Annotated in this window: 19 protein-coding genes; 16 read left to right on the forward strand and 3 right to left on the reverse strand. The window is 70.2% G+C overall.

The annotated features are described in order from the left end of the window. Positions 1-84: 84 nt before the first annotated feature. The 4 genes from NO889_RS05260 (at position 85) to NO889_RS05275 (ending at position 5,490) form a co-directional block, all read left to right on the forward strand. Positions 85-1,515, forward strand: coding sequence for an aspartate aminotransferase family protein (locus NO889_RS05260; RefSeq protein WP_256411220.1), 1,431 nt, complete (start codon positions 85-87; stop codon positions 1,513-1,515). Between the two features lie 108 nt (positions 1,516-1,623). Continuing rightward, positions 1,624-2,904: an amidohydrolase gene (locus NO889_RS05265; protein ID WP_256411221.1), complete on the forward strand. Its 1,281-nt coding sequence runs from the start codon at positions 1,624-1,626 to the stop codon at positions 2,902-2,904. A 111-nt stretch (positions 2,905-3,015) separates the two neighbouring features. Continuing rightward, a complete protein-coding gene (locus NO889_RS05270) occupies positions 3,016-3,675 on the forward strand; it encodes a DUF8102 family protein (protein ID WP_256411222.1) in 660 nt (219 codons plus the stop codon). 96 nt (positions 3,676-3,771) lie between these two features. Further along, positions 3,772-5,490, forward strand: coding sequence for an aldehyde ferredoxin oxidoreductase family protein (locus NO889_RS05275; RefSeq protein ID WP_256411223.1), 1,719 nt, complete (start codon positions 3,772-3,774; stop codon positions 5,488-5,490). Here NO889_RS05275 and NO889_RS05280 read toward each other — a convergent pair whose 3' ends face one another. Together NO889_RS05280 and NO889_RS05285 are read right to left on the reverse strand one after the other, a co-directional pair. Continuing rightward, positions 5,491-7,059, reverse strand: coding sequence for an ATP-binding protein (locus NO889_RS05280; protein WP_256411225.1), 1,569 nt, complete (start codon positions 7,057-7,059; stop codon positions 5,491-5,493). 2 nt (positions 7,060-7,061) lie between these two features. After that, positions 7,062-7,823: a DUF5806 family protein gene (locus NO889_RS05285; RefSeq protein ID WP_256411226.1), complete on the reverse strand. Its 762-nt coding sequence runs from the start codon at positions 7,821-7,823 to the stop codon at positions 7,062-7,064. 145 nt (positions 7,824-7,968) lie between these two features. On the opposite strand from NO889_RS05285, the gene NO889_RS05290 reads away from it, so the two are divergent. From NO889_RS05290 to NO889_RS05340, 11 genes are all read left to right on the forward strand, one after another. Then, a complete protein-coding gene (locus tag NO889_RS05290; RefSeq protein ID WP_256411227.1) occupies positions 7,969-8,337 on the forward strand; it encodes a universal stress protein in 369 nt (122 codons plus the stop codon). Next, the gene (locus NO889_RS05295; protein ID WP_256411228.1) at positions 8,334-8,882 is read left to right on the forward strand and encodes a GNAT family N-acetyltransferase; all 549 of its coding nucleotides are present in this window, start codon (positions 8,334-8,336) and stop codon (positions 8,880-8,882) included. Before NO889_RS05290 ends, NO889_RS05295 begins: the two co-directional genes overlap by 4 nt. A gap of 79 nt (positions 8,883-8,961) precedes the next feature. Continuing rightward, complete coding sequence (locus NO889_RS05300; protein WP_256411229.1) at positions 8,962-9,978, forward strand: aldo/keto reductase; 1,017 nt, start codon at positions 8,962-8,964, stop codon at positions 9,976-9,978. 67 nt (positions 9,979-10,045) lie between these two features. After that, positions 10,046-10,318, forward strand: a complete 273-nt coding sequence (locus tag NO889_RS05305; RefSeq protein ID WP_256411230.1) for a DUF7385 family protein — start codon at positions 10,046-10,048, stop codon at positions 10,316-10,318. A gap of 138 nt (positions 10,319-10,456) precedes the next feature. Next, positions 10,457-11,209, forward strand: coding sequence for a cob(I)yrinic acid a,c-diamide adenosyltransferase (locus NO889_RS05310; RefSeq protein ID WP_256411231.1), 753 nt, complete (start codon positions 10,457-10,459; stop codon positions 11,207-11,209). Further along, positions 11,209-11,583 (forward strand): DUF8152 family protein, encoded by a 375-nt coding sequence (locus NO889_RS05315; RefSeq protein WP_256411232.1) that lies wholly within the window; start codon positions 11,209-11,211, stop codon positions 11,581-11,583. The genes NO889_RS05310 and NO889_RS05315 overlap by 1 nt, the downstream gene beginning before the upstream one ends. Positions 11,584-11,591: 8 nt before the next feature. Continuing rightward, a complete protein-coding gene (locus tag NO889_RS05320) occupies positions 11,592-13,328 on the forward strand; it encodes a cobyric acid synthase (protein WP_256411233.1) in 1,737 nt (578 codons plus the stop codon). Positions 13,329-13,378: 50 nt separating this feature from the next. Then, positions 13,379-14,056 (forward strand): metal-dependent transcriptional regulator, encoded by a 678-nt coding sequence (locus tag NO889_RS05325; protein WP_256411234.1) that lies wholly within the window; start codon positions 13,379-13,381, stop codon positions 14,054-14,056. Positions 14,057-14,143: 87 nt separating this feature from the next. Next, the gene (locus NO889_RS05330; RefSeq protein WP_256411235.1) at positions 14,144-14,836 is read left to right on the forward strand and encodes a LysE family translocator; all 693 of its coding nucleotides are present in this window, start codon (positions 14,144-14,146) and stop codon (positions 14,834-14,836) included. 74 nt (positions 14,837-14,910) lie between these two features. Beyond that, complete coding sequence (locus NO889_RS05335; RefSeq protein ID WP_256411237.1) at positions 14,911-15,957, forward strand: NAD(P)-dependent glycerol-1-phosphate dehydrogenase; 1,047 nt, start codon at positions 14,911-14,913, stop codon at positions 15,955-15,957. A gap of 45 nt (positions 15,958-16,002) precedes the next feature. Further along, complete coding sequence (locus tag NO889_RS05340) at positions 16,003-16,626, forward strand: DUF420 domain-containing protein (RefSeq protein WP_256411238.1); 624 nt, start codon at positions 16,003-16,005, stop codon at positions 16,624-16,626. Positions 16,627-16,658: 32 nt separating this feature from the next. Here the strand turns inward: NO889_RS05340 and NO889_RS05345 are convergent, their stop codons facing one another. Then, positions 16,659-17,963, reverse strand: coding sequence for a M28 family peptidase (locus NO889_RS05345; RefSeq protein WP_256411239.1), 1,305 nt, complete (start codon positions 17,961-17,963; stop codon positions 16,659-16,661). A 136-nt stretch (positions 17,964-18,099) separates the two neighbouring features. Between NO889_RS05345 and NO889_RS05350 the strand changes: the two genes are divergently transcribed. Then, positions 18,100-18,912: an NAD(+)/NADH kinase gene (locus tag NO889_RS05350; protein WP_256411240.1), complete on the forward strand. Its 813-nt coding sequence runs from the start codon at positions 18,100-18,102 to the stop codon at positions 18,910-18,912.

The following is an 18,912-nucleotide window of genomic DNA, read 5'->3' on the forward strand; positions in this document are numbered from 1 at the left end:
GGTGATCTCGATATCGATTTTCGTGTACGGTGTTTCCCGTATTCGTGGATAACCTATATAACGACCACAGCCGTGGGTGGACGTATGACGGCAGGACCACCGATCGAGGAGATCCACTTCGATGACGCGCCGAACGTCGACGCGGTTCCCGGTCCGAAGGGTCGGGAGCTGCTCGAGAAACAGGAACGCATCGACAGCAGCGCGGTCAAGTATCCCGGCGACATTCCGATCGCGTTCGACTCGGGGAAGGGCGCGACGGTCCGCGACGTCGACGGCAACACCTACATCGACATGTTCGCCGGCATCGGCGTGTTGAACGTCGGCCACTCGAACCCGTACGTGCTGGAGGCGGTCAGAGAACAGACCGAGAAGCTCGTTCACACCGTCGACTTCCCGACCGAGGCGCGCCTCGACCTGATCGAGAAGCTCGACGAGATCGCCCCGGCCGGCCTCCGGGGCGAGAACCGGGTCGTCTTCGGCGGCCCGACCGGCAGCGACGCGGTCGAGGCCGCGATCAAGCTCGCGAAGTACAACACCGGCGGCGACGGCCTGATCGCGTTCCGGGGGAGCTACCACGGCGCGACCTCCGGCGCGATGGCGCTCACCGCGAACAAGGGGTTCAAGGACGACTATACCCCCCTGATCCCGGACGTGGTCCACGCGAAGTACCCGTCGCCGTTCATCGACCGCCACGAGTCGGGCGACGCCGCCGCGGTCTGTCCCGTCGCCGACGGCGAGTGCTGTGAGTCCGTCTCGTGTGCCCGCGCGCTGAAGGAGGTCCAGGAGATCATCGAGGACCCCTACGGCGGGCTCGCGAACCCCGCCGGCATCTTCGTCGAGCCGATCCAGGGCGAGGGCGGCGTCATCGTCCCGCCGGAGGGCTTCCTGAAGGGGCTCCGCGAGATCGCCACCGAGAACGACATCCCGCTGATGTTCGACGAGATCCAGAGCGGGCTCGGCCGCTCGGGGCAGTGGTGGGCGAGCGAGTGGCACGGCGTCACGCCCGACATCATGACGACCGCGAAGGCCCTCGGCGGCGTCGGCTTCCCGCTGTCGGCGACGATCTACCACGAGGACCTCGACACGTGGGACGCCGGCGGCCACGCCGGCACCTACCGGGGGCACACCGTCGCGATGCGCGCCGGGACCCGCGCGATCGAGTACATCCAGGAGCACGACCTCCTGGCGCACGCCCGCGACCTCGGCGAACACGTCCGCGGCCGGCTCCGGACCGCGGGGGAGGGGAACGACCGCCTCGGCGAGGTCCGTGGCCGCGGCCTGTTCATCGGCGCGGAGTTCGTCGACGAGGACGGGAACCCCGACGGCGACGCGGTCGAGGCGATCCAGCAGTACTGCTTCGAACACGGCGTCCTGGTCTGGACGGCCGGCCGCCACGGCAACGTCCTCCGCCTGTTGCCGCCGCTCGTGTTGACCCGCGACCTGGCCGACACCGCGCTCGACGTGATCGTCGACGCGATCGACCACGTCACGGCCGAGACGGCCGCGTCGCGGTAACACGGCGCCCGGCACCGCGCCGGCCTCGAGACGGCCGGAGACGCCCCGGTCGCACGGCCTCTCGAGTAAACCACTTATATTCTCTCGGGATGTACAACCGCAGAACCAATGTCTCACGACGTGCGGAACCGACTCTCGTCCGTTCGGCGGGCGTTACACAGGCACCCGGAGCCCGGCTGGTGTGAGTTCCGCACGACCGCCCGGATCGTCGAGGAGCTGCGCCGGATCGGCGTCGACGATCTGGCGATCGGGCGGGAGGCGCTTGCCTCGGACCATCGCATGGCGGTCCCGCCGGCCGAGACGCTCGCCGAGTGGCGCGAGCGAGCGGCCGAGGCGGGCGTCGACCCCGCGGTGCTCGAGTCGACCGCCGACGGCCACACCGGAGCCGTCGCGACCGTTCGGAGCGGCGAGGGGCCGACGGTCGGGCTGCGGGTCGACATGGACGGCGTCTCGATCCCCGAGTCGTCGTCGGCCGGCCACCGGCCCGCCGACGAGGGGTTCCGATCGGAGACCGAGGGGTACATGCACGCCTGCGGCCACGACGCGCACGCCGCGATCGCGCTCGGCGTGCTCGAGGCGGTGAAGGCGAGCGACTTCGAGGGAACGTTCCGGGTCTTCTTCCAGCCCGCCGAGGAGGTCGCCGGGGGCGGAAAGCCGCTGGCCGAGGGCGGATTGGTCGACGACGTCGACGAGCTGCTCGCGTTCCACCTCGGACTCGGGAGACCGACGGGCACGGTCGTCGCGAACGCGACCCGGCCGCTCGCGATGGCACACATCAACGCGACCTTCGAGGGGGCGAGCGCGCACGCCGGCAAGGAGCCGAGCGGCGGGACGAACGCGATGCAGGCGATGACGACGGCGGTCCAGAACGCCTACGGGATCGCCCGCCACGGCGACGGGCTCACCCGCGTGAACTTCGGGCGCGTCGAGGGCGGGAGCGCGAGCAACGTGATCGCTGAAGAGATCACCCTCGACGGCGAGGTCCGCGGCGAGACCACGGCGCTGATGGAGTACATGCGGACCGAGCTCGAGCGGATCCTGTACGCGGCCGCGGAGCTTCACGAGTGTGACGTGGTCATCCGCCGGATCAGCGAGTCGATCCGGGTCGACGGCGACCCGACGCTCGCGGACCTCGTCGCGGGCGTGGCCCGGACCGTCCCCTCGATCGACGAGGTGGTCCCCGAGGCCCCGCTGGAGGCGAGCGAGGACGTGACGTTCCTGATGGACCGCGTTCACCGAAACGGCGGGCGGTCGCTGTACCTGATCGTCGGCGCTGACCACCCGACCAGCCACCACACGCCGACGTTCGACCTCGACGAGCGGGCGCTCGACGTCGGGGTCGAGCTCCTGACCGAGGTCGTCTCGGCGCTGGGTGCCGACCGGTCGTAGCGGTCCGAACGCGGCGGTGAACGGCCTCGGGCGCGGCGGAACGCCGATCTCGGCGCGTCGAAGCACTTCACCGACCACAACCATTAATCCGCTGAGCCACCCGTTTCGGGTATGTCCGAAGACGAGCTACCCCCGTCGCTCGAAACGGCGGCGGACGCCGACCGACCTCGCGGGATCTTGACTCCCTCGGACCGCGACTTCCTCCTCGGTCGCAAGACCGACTACACCGAGCACTCCAGGAAACAGAAGCGAAACCGGATCCGCCGACGGGTTCGCAACGCGGTCCTCGATTTCAGCATCCTCTACGAGTGTCTGGAGGACCGCGACCGGAAGACCGTCTTCGACCCCGACGACGAGGACCGCGAGGCGTACACGCGGGGAATAACCGACATGCTCGCGTTCCTCCATCTGGGGACGATGGGATACGTCACCCCGTTCAAGGACATGCTCTCGCAGGGTGTCGCGAAGTCCGAACAGCGGCTCGCGGGGTCGGACTACCGGATGGTCACCGTCGAGTTCAACGTCGACCCCGTCGGCCAGATCGACGTCGACGAGGTGATAGCGAAGATCGAGGCCGACGAGTTCGAGCGGATAACCGACGAGGAGCTGCGCGCGTTCGTCCGCCTGCTGTCGATGTCCGAGGAGTTCACCCCCGACGACGTTCGCGACGGGCTCAAAGCGCGCGTCGACGAGTTCGTCGCGGAGATCCGCGAGAGCGAGGAGCGGCGAGACAGGGCCGTCGAGGAGCTGACGACGCGGGACGGGCGCTGAGCGTCGGTGTCGGTCGGATCGGTCTCGCGTCCGGGGGTCGGTCGCGTGACGGGGAGCCACCTGAACTTTTATCGCCCGGCCGTCGTAGGGATCGGTATGAAACACGCACAGGGGCAACTCCTCTCGATCGACCTGACGGACAGGACGGTCACGACGGAGCCGATCGACGACGTACTCTCGGAGTTCATCGGAGGACGCGGGCTCAACACCCGCCTCGCCTACGAGCGGATCCCGTTCGACGCCGACCCGCTCGGCCCGGAGAACCGGATCTACTTCTCGACGGGACCGATGCAGTACTCCACGACGTCGTACACCGGACGCATGGCGGCGACGAGCGTCTCGCCGCTCACGAACGGGATGTTCTCCTCGAACGCGGGCGGGTTCCTCTCGCGGAACTTCACCGGGGCGGGCTACGCCGCGGTCGAACTCGTCGGCGCGAGCGACGACCTGCTCGCGCTCCACGTGCGCGAGGCCGACGAGGACGGCACGCCGACCGTCGAGTTCGAGGAGGTCCCGGAGCTCGAGCAGGCGGAGGTGCCGGCGGTGTCGGAACACTTCGAGGCGGAACGCGACCTGGAGCCGGAACATCTGGCGTGTATCGGGCCTGCCGGCGAGAACGCGGTCCGGTTCGCGTCGATCATGACCTCCGAGACGCGCGCGTTCGGGCGGGGCGGACTGGGTTCCGTCCTCGGCGCGAAGGGCGTGAAGGCGCTCACCTTCGACGGCGACGCCGACGCCGAGATCGAGCTCGACTGGCCCGCCGAGGCCGGTGAGATCCACCGGGAGGCGGCGACCTCCGACTCGATCATGAAACGACAGGGAACGACGAGCGTGACCGAGCTGTCGAACGCGATGGAGGCGCTCCCCACCTACTACTTCTCAGAGCAGTCCTTCGAGGGCGTCGAGGGCATCTCCGGTGACCGCGTCGAGGAGAAGAAGTACAAGAAGGGGACCTGCTCGAACTGCGCGTTCGCGTGTAAGCTGCCGACCCGCGACGAGGAGCGCGGCATCGAAACGGAGGGTCCCGAGTTCGAGACGGTGATGGCGTTCGGCAGCAACGCCGGCGTCGACGAGATGGTGGACGTGATGGCGGCGAACCAGCTGTGTGACGAGCTCGGCATGGACACCATCTCCTGTGGGAACGTGGTCTCGATGTTCCTCGAGAGCGAGGACGAGTTCGGCAACGCCGAGCTCGTCCGCTCCGTGGTCGAGCAGATCGCCTACCGCGAGGGCGTCGGCGACAAGCTCGCGGCGGGGATCCACCGGGCCCACGAGGAGTTCGGCGCGGAGGACTGGACGGTGAAGGGCATGACCTTCTCGGCGCACGACGGCCGGTCGCTCAACGGCCAGGGGCTCGCGTTCGCGACCGCGAACCGCGGGGCCGACCACATGTACGCCGAGTTCTACCCGTACGAGTACCCGCTCGTGAGCAAGGAGGAGGCCTTCGAACCGAGCGGGCTCGACGGGAAGCCGCCGAAGATCGTCGAGAAGGAGAACCGCAACGCGATCCTCGACTCCGCGGTCATCTGTAAGTTCTCGCGCGGGGTCGTCACCGACGACCGGCTCGCGACGCTTCTCGACGCCGACTACGAGGACCTCATCGCCACCGGGGGGCGGGTCGTCGAGATGGAGCGCGCGTTCAACAACGCCCGCGGCTTCGACCGCGGCGACGACACGCTCCCGTACGCCGACCAGATCGAGGGGTTCGAGGAGGGGCTCTCCGAGTACTACGCGGTCCGCGGCTGGAACGACGACGGAACCGTTCCGGAGTACGACGACGTGGTCGGTCCGGCCACCGGGACGGCTGACGACTGATCACTCCGCGCGTTCCGGGACGGCGGTCGCGGAGTCGACGTCGCGGAACTCGAAACGTGCGCCGCCCTCGTCGCCGTCGACGAGCGAGACGGACCACCCGTGTGCGTCGGCCACCTCCGAGACGATCTTCAGCCCGAACCCGGTGCCGTCGGGGTCGGTCGAGACGCCCGCGCAGAACGCGTCCTGGCGGAACTCCTCGGGAATTCCCGGTCCGTCGTCGACGAGGTAGAACCCCGGTTCGCCCTCGAGGGCACCGACCTCGATCGTGACCGCGTCGCCGCCGTGCGTGACGGCGTTGGCGATCAGGTTCTCGAGCGCCTGCCGCAGCCGGCTCCGGTCCGCCCGGAACCGGAGGTCATCGCCGACGACGAGCGAGGCGTCCGCGGTGTCGACGTTCGCCCAACACTCCTCGACGAGCGCCGAGAGCGTCACCGACTCCGTCTCGTCGATCGCCTCGCCCCGTCTGGCGAGCGCCAGCAGGTCCTCGACGAGCGCGTCCATCCGGTCGAGCGACCGGGCGACGGTGTCGATCTCCGGGAACTCCTCGCCCTCCTCTCCGATCCGGTCCCGGATCATGTCGAGGTTCCCGCGCGCGACGTTGAGCGGGTTCCGCAGGTCGTGTGAGACCACCCCGGCGAACTCCTCGAGCCGGTCGCGTTCCCGAGCGACCTCGTCCTCGCGCACCCGGAGCTGGCGTTCGCGTTCGATCCGGACGAACACCATGGTCACGGTGGCCGCCCAGAGGCGCGCGACGGCCAGCTCCGACTCGTCGAAGGCGTCGCGCTCCGTGGAGCCGACGTCGATCACGCCGTATCGACCGAGCGGCACCACGAGTTCGCTCCGGATCGGCGAGTCGGGATTGTACCGGTCCGGCTCCGCGTGCGTGTCGGCGACGTACTCCGGATCGCCGGACTCGAACACCTCCCAGGAGATGCTCGGATCGTCCTCGGTGAACCGCGGGTGGTCGCCGACGAGTTCGTCGGCCGCGTCGGTCCACGCGGCCGGTTCGAGGGCGTTCGTCTCCTCGTCGTACAGCCAGATCGCCGCGATCGGGTGACCGAGAACGTCCTCGACGTACTCGACGGCCATCTCCGCCGCGACGACTCGGTCGGTCGTCTTCAGCAGGTCCTGTGTCGCCTCGTGGAGCGCCTCCAGCGTCCGCGTCCGCCGGTGGAGTTGGACCTGCTTCTCGTGGAGTTGGACCTGCTTCTCGCGCCGTTCCCGGACGTCGACCATCGTGACGACGAGGTACGTCTCGCCGTCCTGCTCGAAGGGTCCGAGGCTGATCATCAGCGGAACCTCGCTCCCGTCGGCGTGGCGAGCGACGAGCTCGAGGCCCGCCGCCATCGACCGCGGCTCGGGGTCGGTCACGTACCGCTCGAGGTCGTCACCGGGGCCGCCGCCGGACGGGTCGGACAGGAGCGCCTCCACGTCGGATCCCTCCAGATCGGCGGGATCGTAGCCGAGAACGTCCTCGATTCGGGCGTTGCCGGCGCGGACGACGCCGTCGGTGTCGACGACGATGACCGGGTTTGGAAGCCCGTCGAGCGCCTCGGGGAATCGATCCATGGCTACTCCTCTGGCTCGTGAACGTGACCGCACTCCGGACAGCGGACCTCCTCGCCGCGGAGGTTCGCCGAGGAGGTTCGGACCTCGCGCATCACCTCGCCGATCCGGTCTTCGGCGTCCAGTTCGTCCGCGACCGCGAGGTCGACGCCCTCGACCTCCAGGAGGAACTTCGCGACCTCCGTCACCTCGTACATCATCTCGTCTAAGTCCTCCGCGGTGAAGAACCCGGACATCGCCCCGTAGAGGAACGTCGCTCCCGCCTTCGTCACCTTCTCCTCGAAGGAGTAGCGCGCCTGGTTGACCGCCTGGGGAGTGTAGGTGTCGGTCATGAAGGGGACCAGTTCCGGGAGGTTCTCGCCGATCTTCGTCATCTCGACGCCCGTCTCGGTGCGGAAGTCGGCACAGAGCCGCGCGATGGCCCACTCGCGGGCCGTGACGTACGTCCGGTCGCGGAGGAACTCGTTGACGCGCTCGTATCGCGCGCCGTCCATCTTCTTGAATCGCTCGTACTTTCGCACGTCGCGGGGGACGTCCTCGGCGTCGTCGTGGGAGTCCGTGTCCGCCGCGTCGTCGGAGCCGGCGTCCGCGTCGTCGGAGCCGGCGTTCGCGTCGGCATCGTCGCCGTGAGCACCCGGATCGGCGGTAGCATCGGTGTCGGATCCGGCGGTGACTCCGTTCCCGTCGCCGCGGCCGCCCGGATCGGCCGAGTCGGCCGCCCCGTCGTCGGTCTGGGCGTCGGCGGAGGAGCCGGAAGGATCGGTCATGTTCGACCACACTCGACGGGCGGATGAAAGGGTTGTGGGTGGGCGTCGGGGCGGCGTCCCGGACGCGGGGTCGCGGGACCGGGTCGCGGACGCGTGTCGTCCCGCACGGCGAACGCTTTTGAAACCGGCGCGCGAGGTGAGGAGCATGAAGGTGCTCTGTGGGATCGGCGGAAGCGACGACTCGCTTCGGGCGCTCGAACGGACGGTCGATCGGGCGGCGGTCGCCGGCGACGAACTCACGGTCGCAGTCGTGGAGAACCCGGACTCCGACGCCGCCGTCGAGGAGGTCACGAGACGAGCCGAGGAGGCGATACGCGACGCCGGGATCGACGCCGAGATCCGACGCGTCGAGGGCGATCCGGGGAGCCAACTCGTGGACATCGCCGAGCGGGAGGGGTTCGACGAGATCGTCCTCGGCGGGGGACAGACCAGCCCGATGGGGAAGATAACGATCGGCCCGATCGCCGAGTTCGTCCTGTTGAACAGCATGACGTCGGTCACGCTGGTCAGATGAACGACCGCCGATACCCGGAGGCGGCCGCCGACCGGTTCGAGCCGCCTCCGATCGCGTTCACCGACCGCGAGGGGCGCGAGGTCGAGATACGCGCCTACGACGGATCCGAGGGGACCGACGAGGCGCTGGTGTCGATGTACACCGCCTTCGACCCGTCGGACCGGGCACAGGGGATCCCGCCGGGCGGGGAAAAGCGGGTCCGCGAGTGGCTCGAGGCCATCCTCACCGACGACTGTCTCAACGTCGTCGCCTGGTGTGGCGACGAGGTGGCGGGCCACGCGACGCTCGTCCCCGACGGCGACGCCTACGAGCTCGCGATCTTCGTCCACCAGACGTACCAGGAGGCCGGGGTCGGGACGCGTCTCATCAGCGGCCTGCTCGGCCACGGACAGGCCGAGGGCGTGGAGAAGGTGTGGCTCACCGTCGAGCGGTGGAACCGCGCGGCGGTGTCGCTGTACGAGAAGATCGGCTTCGAGACCTCCAACGCCGAGAGCTTCGAGTTGGAGATGGCGCTCCGGTTGAACGAGTCGGAAGACGAGGAGTGACGCCGGGGCGGAGCGAGGGGAGATCGGTCTCGTCGGCTCGGGAAGCCATCCTTTTGGTTCGGGGCGCGGATCGGTTCGCATGGACTACCGACGACTGGGGTCGACGGGAACGCGGGTCTCGGAGCTCTGTTTCGGCACGTGGCGGTTCGGGCGGAAGACCGGAGGCGTCCTCGAGACGGACGAGGAGCAGGCACACCGGCTCCTCGACGCGTTCGCCGACCGCGGCGGCAACTTCGTCGACACCGCGAACGTCTACGGCGACCCGAACGGGACGAGTGAGGAGTATATCGGAAACTGGCTCGCGGAGCGCGACCGCGAGAAGTACGTGCTCGCCTCGAAGGTGTACTTCGGCTTCGACGACTCCCACCCGAACGGCTCCGGGCTCTCGCGGACCCACATCCGGAACCAGATCGAGGGGACGCTCGACCGGCTCGGCACCGACTACCTCGATCTGTACTACATCCACCGGTGGGACGAGGGGACGCCGATCGAGGAGACGCTGTCGGCGCTGGACGGGCTCGTCGAGTCGGGGCGGGTGAACTACCTCGGCGCGTCGACGATGGCGGCCTGGCAGCTCACGAAGGCGCTCTGGGAGTCCGACGTGAACGACTACGAGCGCTTCGAGGTGACCCAGCCGCTGTTTCACGCCGGCTACTACGAGGACGTCGAGGAGTACCTCGCGGTCGCGGCCGACCAGGATCTGGCGGTGTGCCCGTACTCGCCGCTCGCCGGCGGCTTCCTCACGGGCAAGTACACCCGCGCGGACCCGGACGACCCGAAGTCGGTGCGGGCCCCCGACGGCTCCCGCGGGAGCTTCGACGAGCGGTTCGAGCGTTTCTACCTCTCCGAGCGCGGCTGGAAGGTGCTCGAGGAGGTCCGCGCGGTCGCCGACGAGGTCGACGCCACCCCCGCGCAGGTGGCGCTTCGCTGGCTCATGGACCAGGAGTCGTTCACCTGCGTCCCCATCGTCGGCGCGCGAACGGTCGACCAACTGGAGGAGAACCTCGGGGCCGCCGAGGTGTCGATCACGGCGGACCGACACGACCGGATCACGGACGCCCGGTACGACGAGGACGGCCGGCGGTGGGGTCACTGATCGGCCGCGGACGTCGATCCGCTCGATCGGCGGGTCGTTTTTATACTGTTGCCGCGAATCCGAGTCCATGAGCGAGGATGACACGGCGGGAGCGATGTCGGCCGAGGAGTTCCGTTCGCTGACCGACGGGCTGGTCCGGCAGAGCTCCGGCGGCGGCACGACGGTGTACAAGAACGCGGCCGGCGTCGGCTGTCCGAACCCGAAGTGTGACCTGGGCGTGTTCCAGACGCTGTTCGTCAGCGACCACGGCTGGCAGCGGATCGGCGCGACCAGGGACGGGATCGAACTCTGTATCTGTAACACCGAGGACCGGCGACTGGTGTTCATCCACGACGAGTGAGCGTCCGGCGAGCGCCTCGGCGCGGATCGCCTCGCCACAGATCGCCCGTCGCGGATCGCTTCGCTGCGGACCGCCCCGTCGCGAAGCCCCCCGACGCGGACCGCCCCGATTCAAGGGCGTCGACGCCGAGGGGTCGGTATGACCGACGAGACGACCGAGCGGACGGCGGACGAGGAGGAGACGGATGGGCGGAGAACGGACGAGCCGACGACGGGCGACGGGGACGCGGTCCGGCGGAACACTCCCGGTCGCGGGATCGCGCCAGACGCGGACCCGATCGAGGCGAGCGCGCCCGAGGAGTTCGGGCTCGTCCAGGCCTGGTGGGGCGACGGGAAGGGGAAGACGACCGCCGCGTTCGGGATGGGCGCTCGCGCGGTCGGCCACGGCCACCGCGTTCACATGCTCCAGTTCATGAAGGGCGGTGCGGACTCCGTGGAGGCCGTCCGCGGCGAGTACAACGCGATCCGGGCGCTGCCAGGCTTCTCCTTCGAGAACACCGGCCACTACGGCTGGCACGGGATGGCGGACGGCTCCGCGGACGACGACCACGAGCGGGACGCGCGGGCGGGGCTCGACCGCGCCCGCGGTCTCGTCGACGCCGCGGCCGACGCCGACCTCGACGCCCCGATCCCGCTCGACGCCGAGCCCGACGCCGGCGTCCACATGCTGATCCTCGACGAGGTCCTCTACGCCGCCGACCGCGGTCTGATCGAACCCGAGGAGGTGCTCGACCTGATCGACCGGAAGCCCGACGGGCTCGAACTCGTGCTCACGGGGAGCCACGAGCGGCCGGCGTACCTCGAGGACGCCGCGGACCTGATCACCCATGTCGGCAAGGAGAAACACCCGATCGACGCGGGCCAGCGCGCCCGCAAGGGGACGGAGTACTGATGGTCGACGGATCGGACGGGAGCGGAGGCCGGGCCGGCGGTGACGGAGCCGACCCCGGCTCCGAGGACGCGGAAGCCGAGCCCGCGACGGCGCTTCACGACCATCTCGTCGCAACCGAGACGCTTCCGGTCGAGCGGGAGGCCGGCTGGTATCTCGGGGAGGCACAGGCGCTCGCGGCCGAACTCACAGCCGGCGATCTCGAGGAGTCGATTGCCGTCGACCGCGCCGCCGAGATCCGGGAACTGCTCGCGGCGATCGACGGGACCGGCGACGACGAGGCGGACGATCACGTCGCGGCCGCCCGCGAACTCGCCGCGCGGATCGCGGAGCGGCCGGGATCCGACACGGGTCACGTCTCCGACGTCGGCGGGTGATTCGGGGAATGACCGACGACCCCCACGCCGCCGCCCGCACGCTCCTCGTCGCGGGCACCGCCTCACACGTCGGCAAGTCCACGGTCGCCGCCGGGCTCTGTCGCCACCTCGCGGACGCGGGCGTCGCCGTCGCGCCGTACAAGGCCCAGAACATGTCGAACAACGCGCGGGCCGTCCCCGTCTCGCCCGGCGCGGGCGTCGACGCGGCGTTCGGCGAGGTGGGGATCTCCCAGTACGTCCAGGCGCGGGCCGCCCGCGTCGGCCCCGAGACGGACCACAACCCGGTCCTCCTCAAGCCCCGCGGCGAGGGCGAGAGCCAGCTGGTGGTGAACGGTCGGGCGGTCGCACACGCCTCGGCGGCGGACTACTACGGCGGCCGGTGGGCGGAGGCCCGCCAGGCCGCGGCGGCCGCCCACCGCCGGCTCGCCGCCGCTCACGACGTGATCGTCGCGGAGGGGGCGGGCTCGATCGCCGAGATCAACCTCCACGACCGCGACCTCGCGAACGTGGAGACGGCGCGGCTCTTCGAGGACCGAGATCCGTCGGAGGAGACGGAGCCGTCTGGAGGCGCGGAGATACTCCTCGTCGCCGACATCGAGCGCGGCGGCGTCTTCGCCGCGCTGGTCGGCACGCTCGAACTGCTTCCCGCGGACCTGCGCGACCGCGTCGTCGGCGCGGCCATCACCAAGTTCCGCGGCGATCGGAGCCTGCTCGATCCGGGCATCGACGCCTTCGAGGAGCGGACCGGCGTCCCCGTCCTCGGCGTGATCCCCCACGACGACCCCGGACTCCCCGAGGAGGACAGCGTCGCGCTCCCCGATCCGGGCGAGCGGGCGATCCTCGGCGCGGACGACGGCGTCCCGCCGGCCGAGGCGGTCACCGTCGCCGTCCCCCGACTCCCGCGGATCTCGAACGCGACCGACGTGGAGCCGCTCGCGACCGAGCCGGGCGTCCGCGTCGCGTTCGTGCCGCTCGATTCCTCCCTCGCGGACGCCGACGCGGTCGTGATCCCCGGCACGAAGAACACCGTCGACGACCTCCGCGCCTGTCGAGACGCGGGGTTCGACGACGCGCTCCGCGCGTTCGACGGGCCCGTCGTCGGGCTCTGTGGCGGCTACCAACTGCTCGGCGAGCGGATCACGAACGCGGCCGTCGAGAGCGCGGACCCGGACGCGCCCGACGTCGTGGAGGGATTCGGACTGCTCCCGGTCGAGACCGCCTTCTCCGCGGAAAAGCGGGTCGTCGCGGCCGATCTCCGACTGGATCCGAACGCGATCGACCTCGTGGATCCGGTCGGTGGAGCGAAAGCGGGCGGCGGAGCGAAAGCGAGCGGTGGGGGCGACCTCGACGTCGCCGGCTACGAGATCCACATGGGCGAGACGCGGCGGGTCGATCCGGTGGGGGAGGAGAGGGGGGAGAACGTCCCGGACGCCTCGTCGACGACGACCCTCGCCACGCCCTTCTCGGACCCCGACGGCGACCGGGCCGGCGTCGAGCTCGGCGCGGCCGCGGGCGACGTCCTCGGGACCTACCTCCACGGGCTCTTCGAGAACGAGGCCGTTCGGCGGAGCGTTCTCGCCCGCGTTCGCGAGAGCGCGGGTCTCGCGAACGGCGGCGCGGGAGCGACGGTCGCCGACGCCCCGGACGCGGATCCGCGTGCTCGCACTCCCGTCGACCGGGCGGCCGACCTGCTCCGCGAACACGTGGACCTCGCCGCGCTGGGGCTTCCGACGGACCGGCCGTGACGCGGCGGGTCCCGGTAGGTATTTGGCCCGCCTCGCGCAAACTCGCGTGAATGCTCAGCGACGTGATGGAGGACTACCTCAAGGCGATCTACGTCCTCCAGGCCGAAGAGGGCGCGCCCGTCTCGACGTCCGCCATCGCCGAGTACCTCGAGAAGACCCCGCCGACCGTGACCGACATGCTCGGCAAGCTGGCCGACCGCGGACTCGTCGACCGCGAGCCGTATCACGGGGTCGAACTCACCGCGGAGGGCGAGGCGGTCGCCCTCGAGATCGTCAGACACCACCGGCTCCTCGAGGCGTTCCTCGCCGACCAGTTGGACTACGACTGGAGCGACGTCCACGCGGAGGCGGACGCGTTAGAACACCACATCTCCGAGGAGTTCGAACGGCGCGTCTCCGCCACGCTCGGCGACCCCGACGTCGACCCCCACGGCGACCCGATCCCCGGTGCGGACCTCGAACCCATCGACGAGGGGACCGGCCCGCGGCTCTCCGATCACCCCGAGGGCGACCGCGTCGTCGTGACGCGGGTCTCCGACCGCGACGACGACGAGCTCGAGTACCTCGCCGACGCCGGGATCACCCCCGGAACGACGGTCGAGATCGTCGACGTCGCGCCGTTCGGGATGGTGACCGTCCGGACGCCGGAGGGCGAACAGAGCCTCCCGGCGGAGGTCGCCCGCTCGATCCGCGTGGAGGAGGCCGCGGAACCCGCGGAGTCGTCGTAGCGGCGGTCCCGTCGCGGATCCGGACGTCGTCGGCGAAGGGCGTCCTCGGCCGCGAGGTTTTTCACGCGAACCGTCCTCTACGCTGACGTGAACACGGTCGCAACGCTCCTCGTCGGCGTGGTCTTCGGGCTCGCGCTCGCGGCCCCGCCGGGCCCGATGAACGCGGTCATCGCCGAGGAGGCGGTCCTCCGCGGGTGGTCGGCCGGCACCCGCGCGGGCCTCGGCGCGGCGACCGCCGACTTCCTGTTTTTCGTCCTCGCGTACCTCGGCGTCGTCTCGTTCGTCCAGTCCGTTCCGCGGCTCCAGACCGCCATGATCGGCGTCGGCGGCTGTCTGATGTGCTACTTCGCGGTCGGAACGGCCCGCGACGCGCGCGCCTCCTTCCGGCCCACCGCGGGCGCGGACCCCATGGTCGAGGACGGGAAGGGGTTCCAAAAGGCGCTGGCGCTGGCGCTGACGAACCCGTTCCAGGTGCTGTTCTGGCTCACGGTCGGCGTCGGGATGTTGCGCCCCGGCGAGCTCGACGTCCTCGCCCCGCTGCCGGTCGTCGGCGGCGAGATCGCGGGCGTGCTCGTCGTTTCGACCGGGTCGCCGGCGCTCCTCGGCGGGTTCTTCCTCGGCGTGTTGAGCTGGGTGACGCTGTTTCCCGTGAGCCTCGCCGCGGCCGAGAAGCGCATTCAGGCGATCGGTCCGGTCGTCGCCGTCGGCTCGGCGCTCGTGCTCGGCGGGTTCGGCGTCTACTTCCTGTACGACGCCGCGACGACGGTCCTCACCTGGTGACGGGTGACGTCGCTCTCGTGGCCGTACTCGTCGGCATGGACAACGGCTTTCACCCGCCGGCGTGAGCGACTCGTATGTTCGAGAAGTCCACGTGGATCAAGCTCCCGCGGAACGTGCTCGTGGGCCACGGCGTCGTCGACGACCTCGGGACGGCGGTCGGCGAGTTATACCTCACCGGACGGCCGCTGATCGTCACCAGTCCGACGCCGAACGAGATCGCCGGCGACCGGGTGCGCGCGCAGTTCGGAGACCCCGCGACCGCCGTCGTCGACGAGGCCTCCTTCGACGCGGTCGAGGAGCTGAAAGCGACCGCGGAGGCGGTGGATCCGGGCTACCTGATCGCCTTAGGCGGCGGCAAGCCGATCGACACCGCGAAGATGGCGGCCGACCACCTCGACGTGGGCTTCGTCTCCGTGCCCACCGTCGCCTCTCACGACGGCATCGTCTCCGGTCGCTCATCGATCCCCGAGGGCGACACGCGCCACTCGGTGGCCGCCGACCCGCCGCTCGCGGTCGTCGCCGACACCGAACTGCTCGCGGAGGCCCCGTGGCGGCTCACCACCGCGGGCTGTGCGGACATCATCTCGAACTACACCGCCGTGAAGGACTGGCGACTCGCCAGACGCCTGCGGAACGTCGAGTACAGCGAGTACGCGGGCGCGCTCTCGGAGATGACCGCAGAGCTGCTCGTCGAGAACGCCGACATGATCCGGCCGGGGTTAGAGGAGTCGTCGTGGGTGGTCGTGAAGGCGCTCGTCTCCTCCGGCGTCGCGATGTCGATCGCGGGCTCCTCGCGGCCCGCCTCCGGCGCGGAACACCTCATCTCCCACCAGCTCGACCGGATCGCGCCCGGCAAGGCGCTCCACGGCCACCAGGTCGGCGTCGCCTCGATCCTGACCGAGTACCTCCACAGCGGCGAGAACGGCGAGTGGGCCGCGATCCGCGACGCGCTCGCCGAACTCGACGCGCCGACCACCGCCGCGGAGCTCGGGATCGACGACGAGGAACTGATCGCCGCACTCACGAGCGCCCACGAGATCCGCGACCGCTACACGATCCTCCAGGGCGGGATCAACGAGGAGGCCGCGATCGAGGTCGCGACCGCGACCGGCGTGATCTGAGTCGGAACCCGAAGACGGATTAGCGTCCCGGCCCGATACGATCGCATGTCAGCCGCCAGCGTGCGCGCCCGCCTCGCGGAGCCGGCCGGCGCGCTCACCGTCCTCCTCACGGTCGTCGGGTACGCCGCCGTCGGCGGCGTCTTCCTCGTTCCGGGGTTCCAGGCGCTGTTTCCGGACCTGACCCGCGGGACGGTCGACCTACTCGCCCACGCGATCGCCGCCGTCAACACCGTGACGATCACCACCCTCTCGCTCGGGTGGTACTGGATCCGCAACGACGAGGTGAAAAAGCACGCCGCCGCGATGACGACCTCCTTCGTGCTCATTCTCGTCTTCCTCGGGATGTACCTCCCGAAGGTCGCTGGCGGCGGCACGAAGTACTTCGTCGGTCCCGACCCGGCCTACTACGCGTACCTGATCATGCTCGCGGTCCACATCGTGCTCTCCGTGGTCTCCGTGCCGGTCGTCCTCTACGCGCTGCTGCTCGGGCTCACCCACACCGAACGCGAACTCAGGAACGAGGTTCCGCACGCGCGGGTCGGCCGGATCGCCGCGAGCGCGTGGCTCCTCTCGCTGGTCCTCGGCGTCGTCACGTACCTCCTCTTGAACCACGTCTACGACTCGACGTTCGAGGCGGCCGTCCTCCTCCCGCTCGTCCCGGTCGTCTAACCGGCTCGGACTGCCCGACGCGGCCGCCCCCGTCAGTACGGCCAGTCGCCGATGATCTTCATGCCCTCGGCGAGGTCCTCCTCCTCCAGTTGGGCGGCGATCGCTTCGGGCTCGCGCCGGTCGATCTCGGTGTCGTCGTCGGCCAGGTCGACGACGAGCTCCGTCAGCAGGATCGCCTGCTCGCGCAGGTTCCGGACCTCCAGCTTGTCGAGCGTGTCGGCGAATGTGTGACCCCAGCCGCGGCCCTCGTCGCCGGTCTCGCTCATCACGTGGTAGCCGGGAACGCCCCACTGGACGTACGGCCAGTGATCGCTGTGTGGGCCCAACCGCGGGACGGTGCCCGCGGGGTGGTCGAAGCGGTCGGCGACGGCCTCCGCGGCGTCGTCGAGGTCGTCGAAGCCGTGCGTGTAGAACTTCAGCGTCCGGCCGCGACCCACGCCGTCGTTGTTCACGATCGCCTTGACCGCGTCGTGGTCGCGCTCGGCCGCGTCGTGGCTCGATCCCACCAGCCCGACCTCCTCCGCGCCGTACACGAGACAGTGGACCCGCGTGTCGAGCTCCGCCTCGCGCGCGGCGAGCGCCTTCGCGACCTCGAGAACGATCGCCGTCCCCGCGCCGTTGTCGCCCGCGCCCTCGGCGATGTCGTGGGCGTCGACGTGGCTCGTCAGAAGGACGGCCTCCTCGGTGTCGGGACCGAGGTCGGCGTGGACGTTGTGGCTGGTCGCGTCGCCGGCGTCCGCGTCGACCTCGACGGTCACCTCCGCTCCCTCGAATCGTCGGGAAAGCCGGGAGCCGACCTCCTTGGAGACGCCCACGGCGGGGACGTCGCCGATCGGAGCCTCCGCGGTCCCGACGCTTCCGGTGGGTGGGAGACACCCCTCGACGTGGTTCCGGAAGACGAACGCAGCCGCGCCCCCCTCGACGGCGTAGTAGTACTTCTCCCGCCGGTGGATGAACCGGTCGTAGTAGTCGGGGACGTTCGAGGCGGCCATCACGACCTTCCCCTCGATCGCCTCGCGCTCGAAGTCCTCCGGGAGGCCGTAGCCCAGGTCGACCAGTTCGCCCGTGACTTCTCCGGACGGACTTCGCGGCAGCGCGATGCTGTCCTGTGTCGTGTCGCCGGCGTGAACCGCCGACGATCCGCGCGTCCACCCTTGGATGTCGAACGACTCCAGTCGTGCGTCCCGCGCGCCCACCGACTCGAGCGCGTCGCGCGTGCGCTCCGCGGCGCGGCGTTCGCCGTCGCTGCCGGCCATCCGGTTTCCGATGTCGACGAGCGTCTCGAGGTGATCCCATCCCGCGTCGCTTGCGAACGTCTCGCCGATCCACGTTGTCATGGCTCACCGATGTGAGCGCCGCCGCTTGAGGGTTCGGGAAGCGGAGAACCCGCTCGATACGCCGACGTCCGACGGCGGTCCGGCGGCGCCGATCGGAACCGGGGGTTTTTCTATCGTGCCGGCGGACCCCTCGCGTATGGGAGATCCGGTGTCCCGCGTCGCCGTCGTCGGCGTGGACGAGTCCGTCGCCGACCGCGTGGAGCGTGCCGTCCGCGCGGCCGGCGGCCGGACCGTCGAGCCCGCCGCCGCCGACGCGGTCGTCGCCGTGGGCGACGAGGCGATCCGGGACGCCCTCCTCGCTTCCGCGCCGCCGGACCGCCGCGTCCTCTCGCCCTCGTCCCGCGTCGACTCCCCGCCGCAGGACCGCGTCGACGCGCCCGTCCTCCCCGTCCTCGAGGGACGGCACGGGGTCGATCCGTCGGCCATCCGAGACGCGGTCCGCGAGCTCCTCGACGGGGACGCCCGACGCGTCGAACAGCCCGTCCTCGCCGTCGAGATCGATGGGGAGACGGTTCACCGGTCCGCCTTCGACGTCGGGTTCGTCACCGACGAGCCGGCGCGTATCTCGGAGTACGCGGTCGACCTCGCGGACGACCGCGAAGTGGCGTTCCGCGCCGACGGTGTCGTCGTCGCGACGCCGCTCGGGAGTGACGGTTACGCCAACGCCGCCGGCGGGCCGTTGCTCGAATCCGGGGGCGGGATCGCGGTCGTCCCGATCGCGCCGTTCACGACCCGGAGCGACACGTGGGTCGTTCGAGAGGGCGTGACGGTCTCCATCCGCCGCGACGCCGAGACGGTCTCGATCGTCGTCGACGGCGAGCGCCGGGGGGTCGTGACGCCCGGACGGCCGGTTCGAATCGAGGTCGTCGACCGGGTCGAGACGCTGCAGCTTCCCCGTCGATCCCGGTCGAAACCGAGCGCTGATCGGAAAGGTTCTAATAACTCGTGA

This window comes from Halorubrum rubrum (genome assembly GCF_024494685.1).
Lineage (GTDB): Archaea > Halobacteriota > Halobacteria > Halobacteriales > Haloferacaceae > Halorubrum > Halorubrum rubrum.

Coding starts and splice junctions, on each gene's coding strand:
- NO889_RS05310 (WP_256411231.1), top strand. CDS start 10,457: ATGACCGACGAGACGACCGAGCGGACGGCGGACGAGGAGGAGACGGAT.
- NO889_RS05285 (WP_256411226.1), bottom strand. CDS start 7,823: ATGACCGATCCTTCCGGCTCCTCCGCCGACGCCCAGACCGACGACGGG.
- NO889_RS05275 (WP_256411223.1), top strand. CDS start 3,772: ATGAAACACGCACAGGGGCAACTCCTCTCGATCGACCTGACGGACAGG.
- NO889_RS05290 (WP_256411227.1), top strand. CDS start 7,969: ATGAAGGTGCTCTGTGGGATCGGCGGAAGCGACGACTCGCTTCGGGCG.
- NO889_RS05335 (WP_256411237.1), top strand. CDS start 14,911: ATGTTCGAGAAGTCCACGTGGATCAAGCTCCCGCGGAACGTGCTCGTG.
- NO889_RS05350 (WP_256411240.1), top strand. CDS start 18,100: ATGGGAGATCCGGTGTCCCGCGTCGCCGTCGTCGGCGTGGACGAGTCC.
- NO889_RS05325 (WP_256411234.1), top strand. CDS start 13,379: ATGCTCAGCGACGTGATGGAGGACTACCTCAAGGCGATCTACGTCCTC.
- NO889_RS05295 (WP_256411228.1), top strand. CDS start 8,334: ATGAACGACCGCCGATACCCGGAGGCGGCCGCCGACCGGTTCGAGCCG.
- NO889_RS05305 (WP_256411230.1), top strand. CDS start 10,046: ATGAGCGAGGATGACACGGCGGGAGCGATGTCGGCCGAGGAGTTCCGT.
- NO889_RS05270 (WP_256411222.1), top strand. CDS start 3,016: ATGTCCGAAGACGAGCTACCCCCGTCGCTCGAAACGGCGGCGGACGCC.
- NO889_RS05315 (WP_256411232.1), top strand. CDS start 11,209: ATGGTCGACGGATCGGACGGGAGCGGAGGCCGGGCCGGCGGTGACGGA.
- NO889_RS05265 (WP_256411221.1), top strand. CDS start 1,624: ATGTCTCACGACGTGCGGAACCGACTCTCGTCCGTTCGGCGGGCGTTA.
- NO889_RS05345 (WP_256411239.1), bottom strand. CDS start 17,963: ATGACAACGTGGATCGGCGAGACGTTCGCAAGCGACGCGGGATGGGAT.
- NO889_RS05280 (WP_256411225.1), bottom strand. CDS start 7,059: ATGGATCGATTCCCCGAGGCGCTCGACGGGCTTCCAAACCCGGTCATC.
- NO889_RS05260 (WP_256411220.1), top strand. CDS start 85: ATGACGGCAGGACCACCGATCGAGGAGATCCACTTCGATGACGCGCCG.
- NO889_RS05340 (WP_256411238.1), top strand. CDS start 16,003: ATGTCAGCCGCCAGCGTGCGCGCCCGCCTCGCGGAGCCGGCCGGCGCG.
- NO889_RS05300 (WP_256411229.1), top strand. CDS start 8,962: ATGGACTACCGACGACTGGGGTCGACGGGAACGCGGGTCTCGGAGCTC.
- NO889_RS05320 (WP_256411233.1), top strand. CDS start 11,592: ATGACCGACGACCCCCACGCCGCCGCCCGCACGCTCCTCGTCGCGGGC.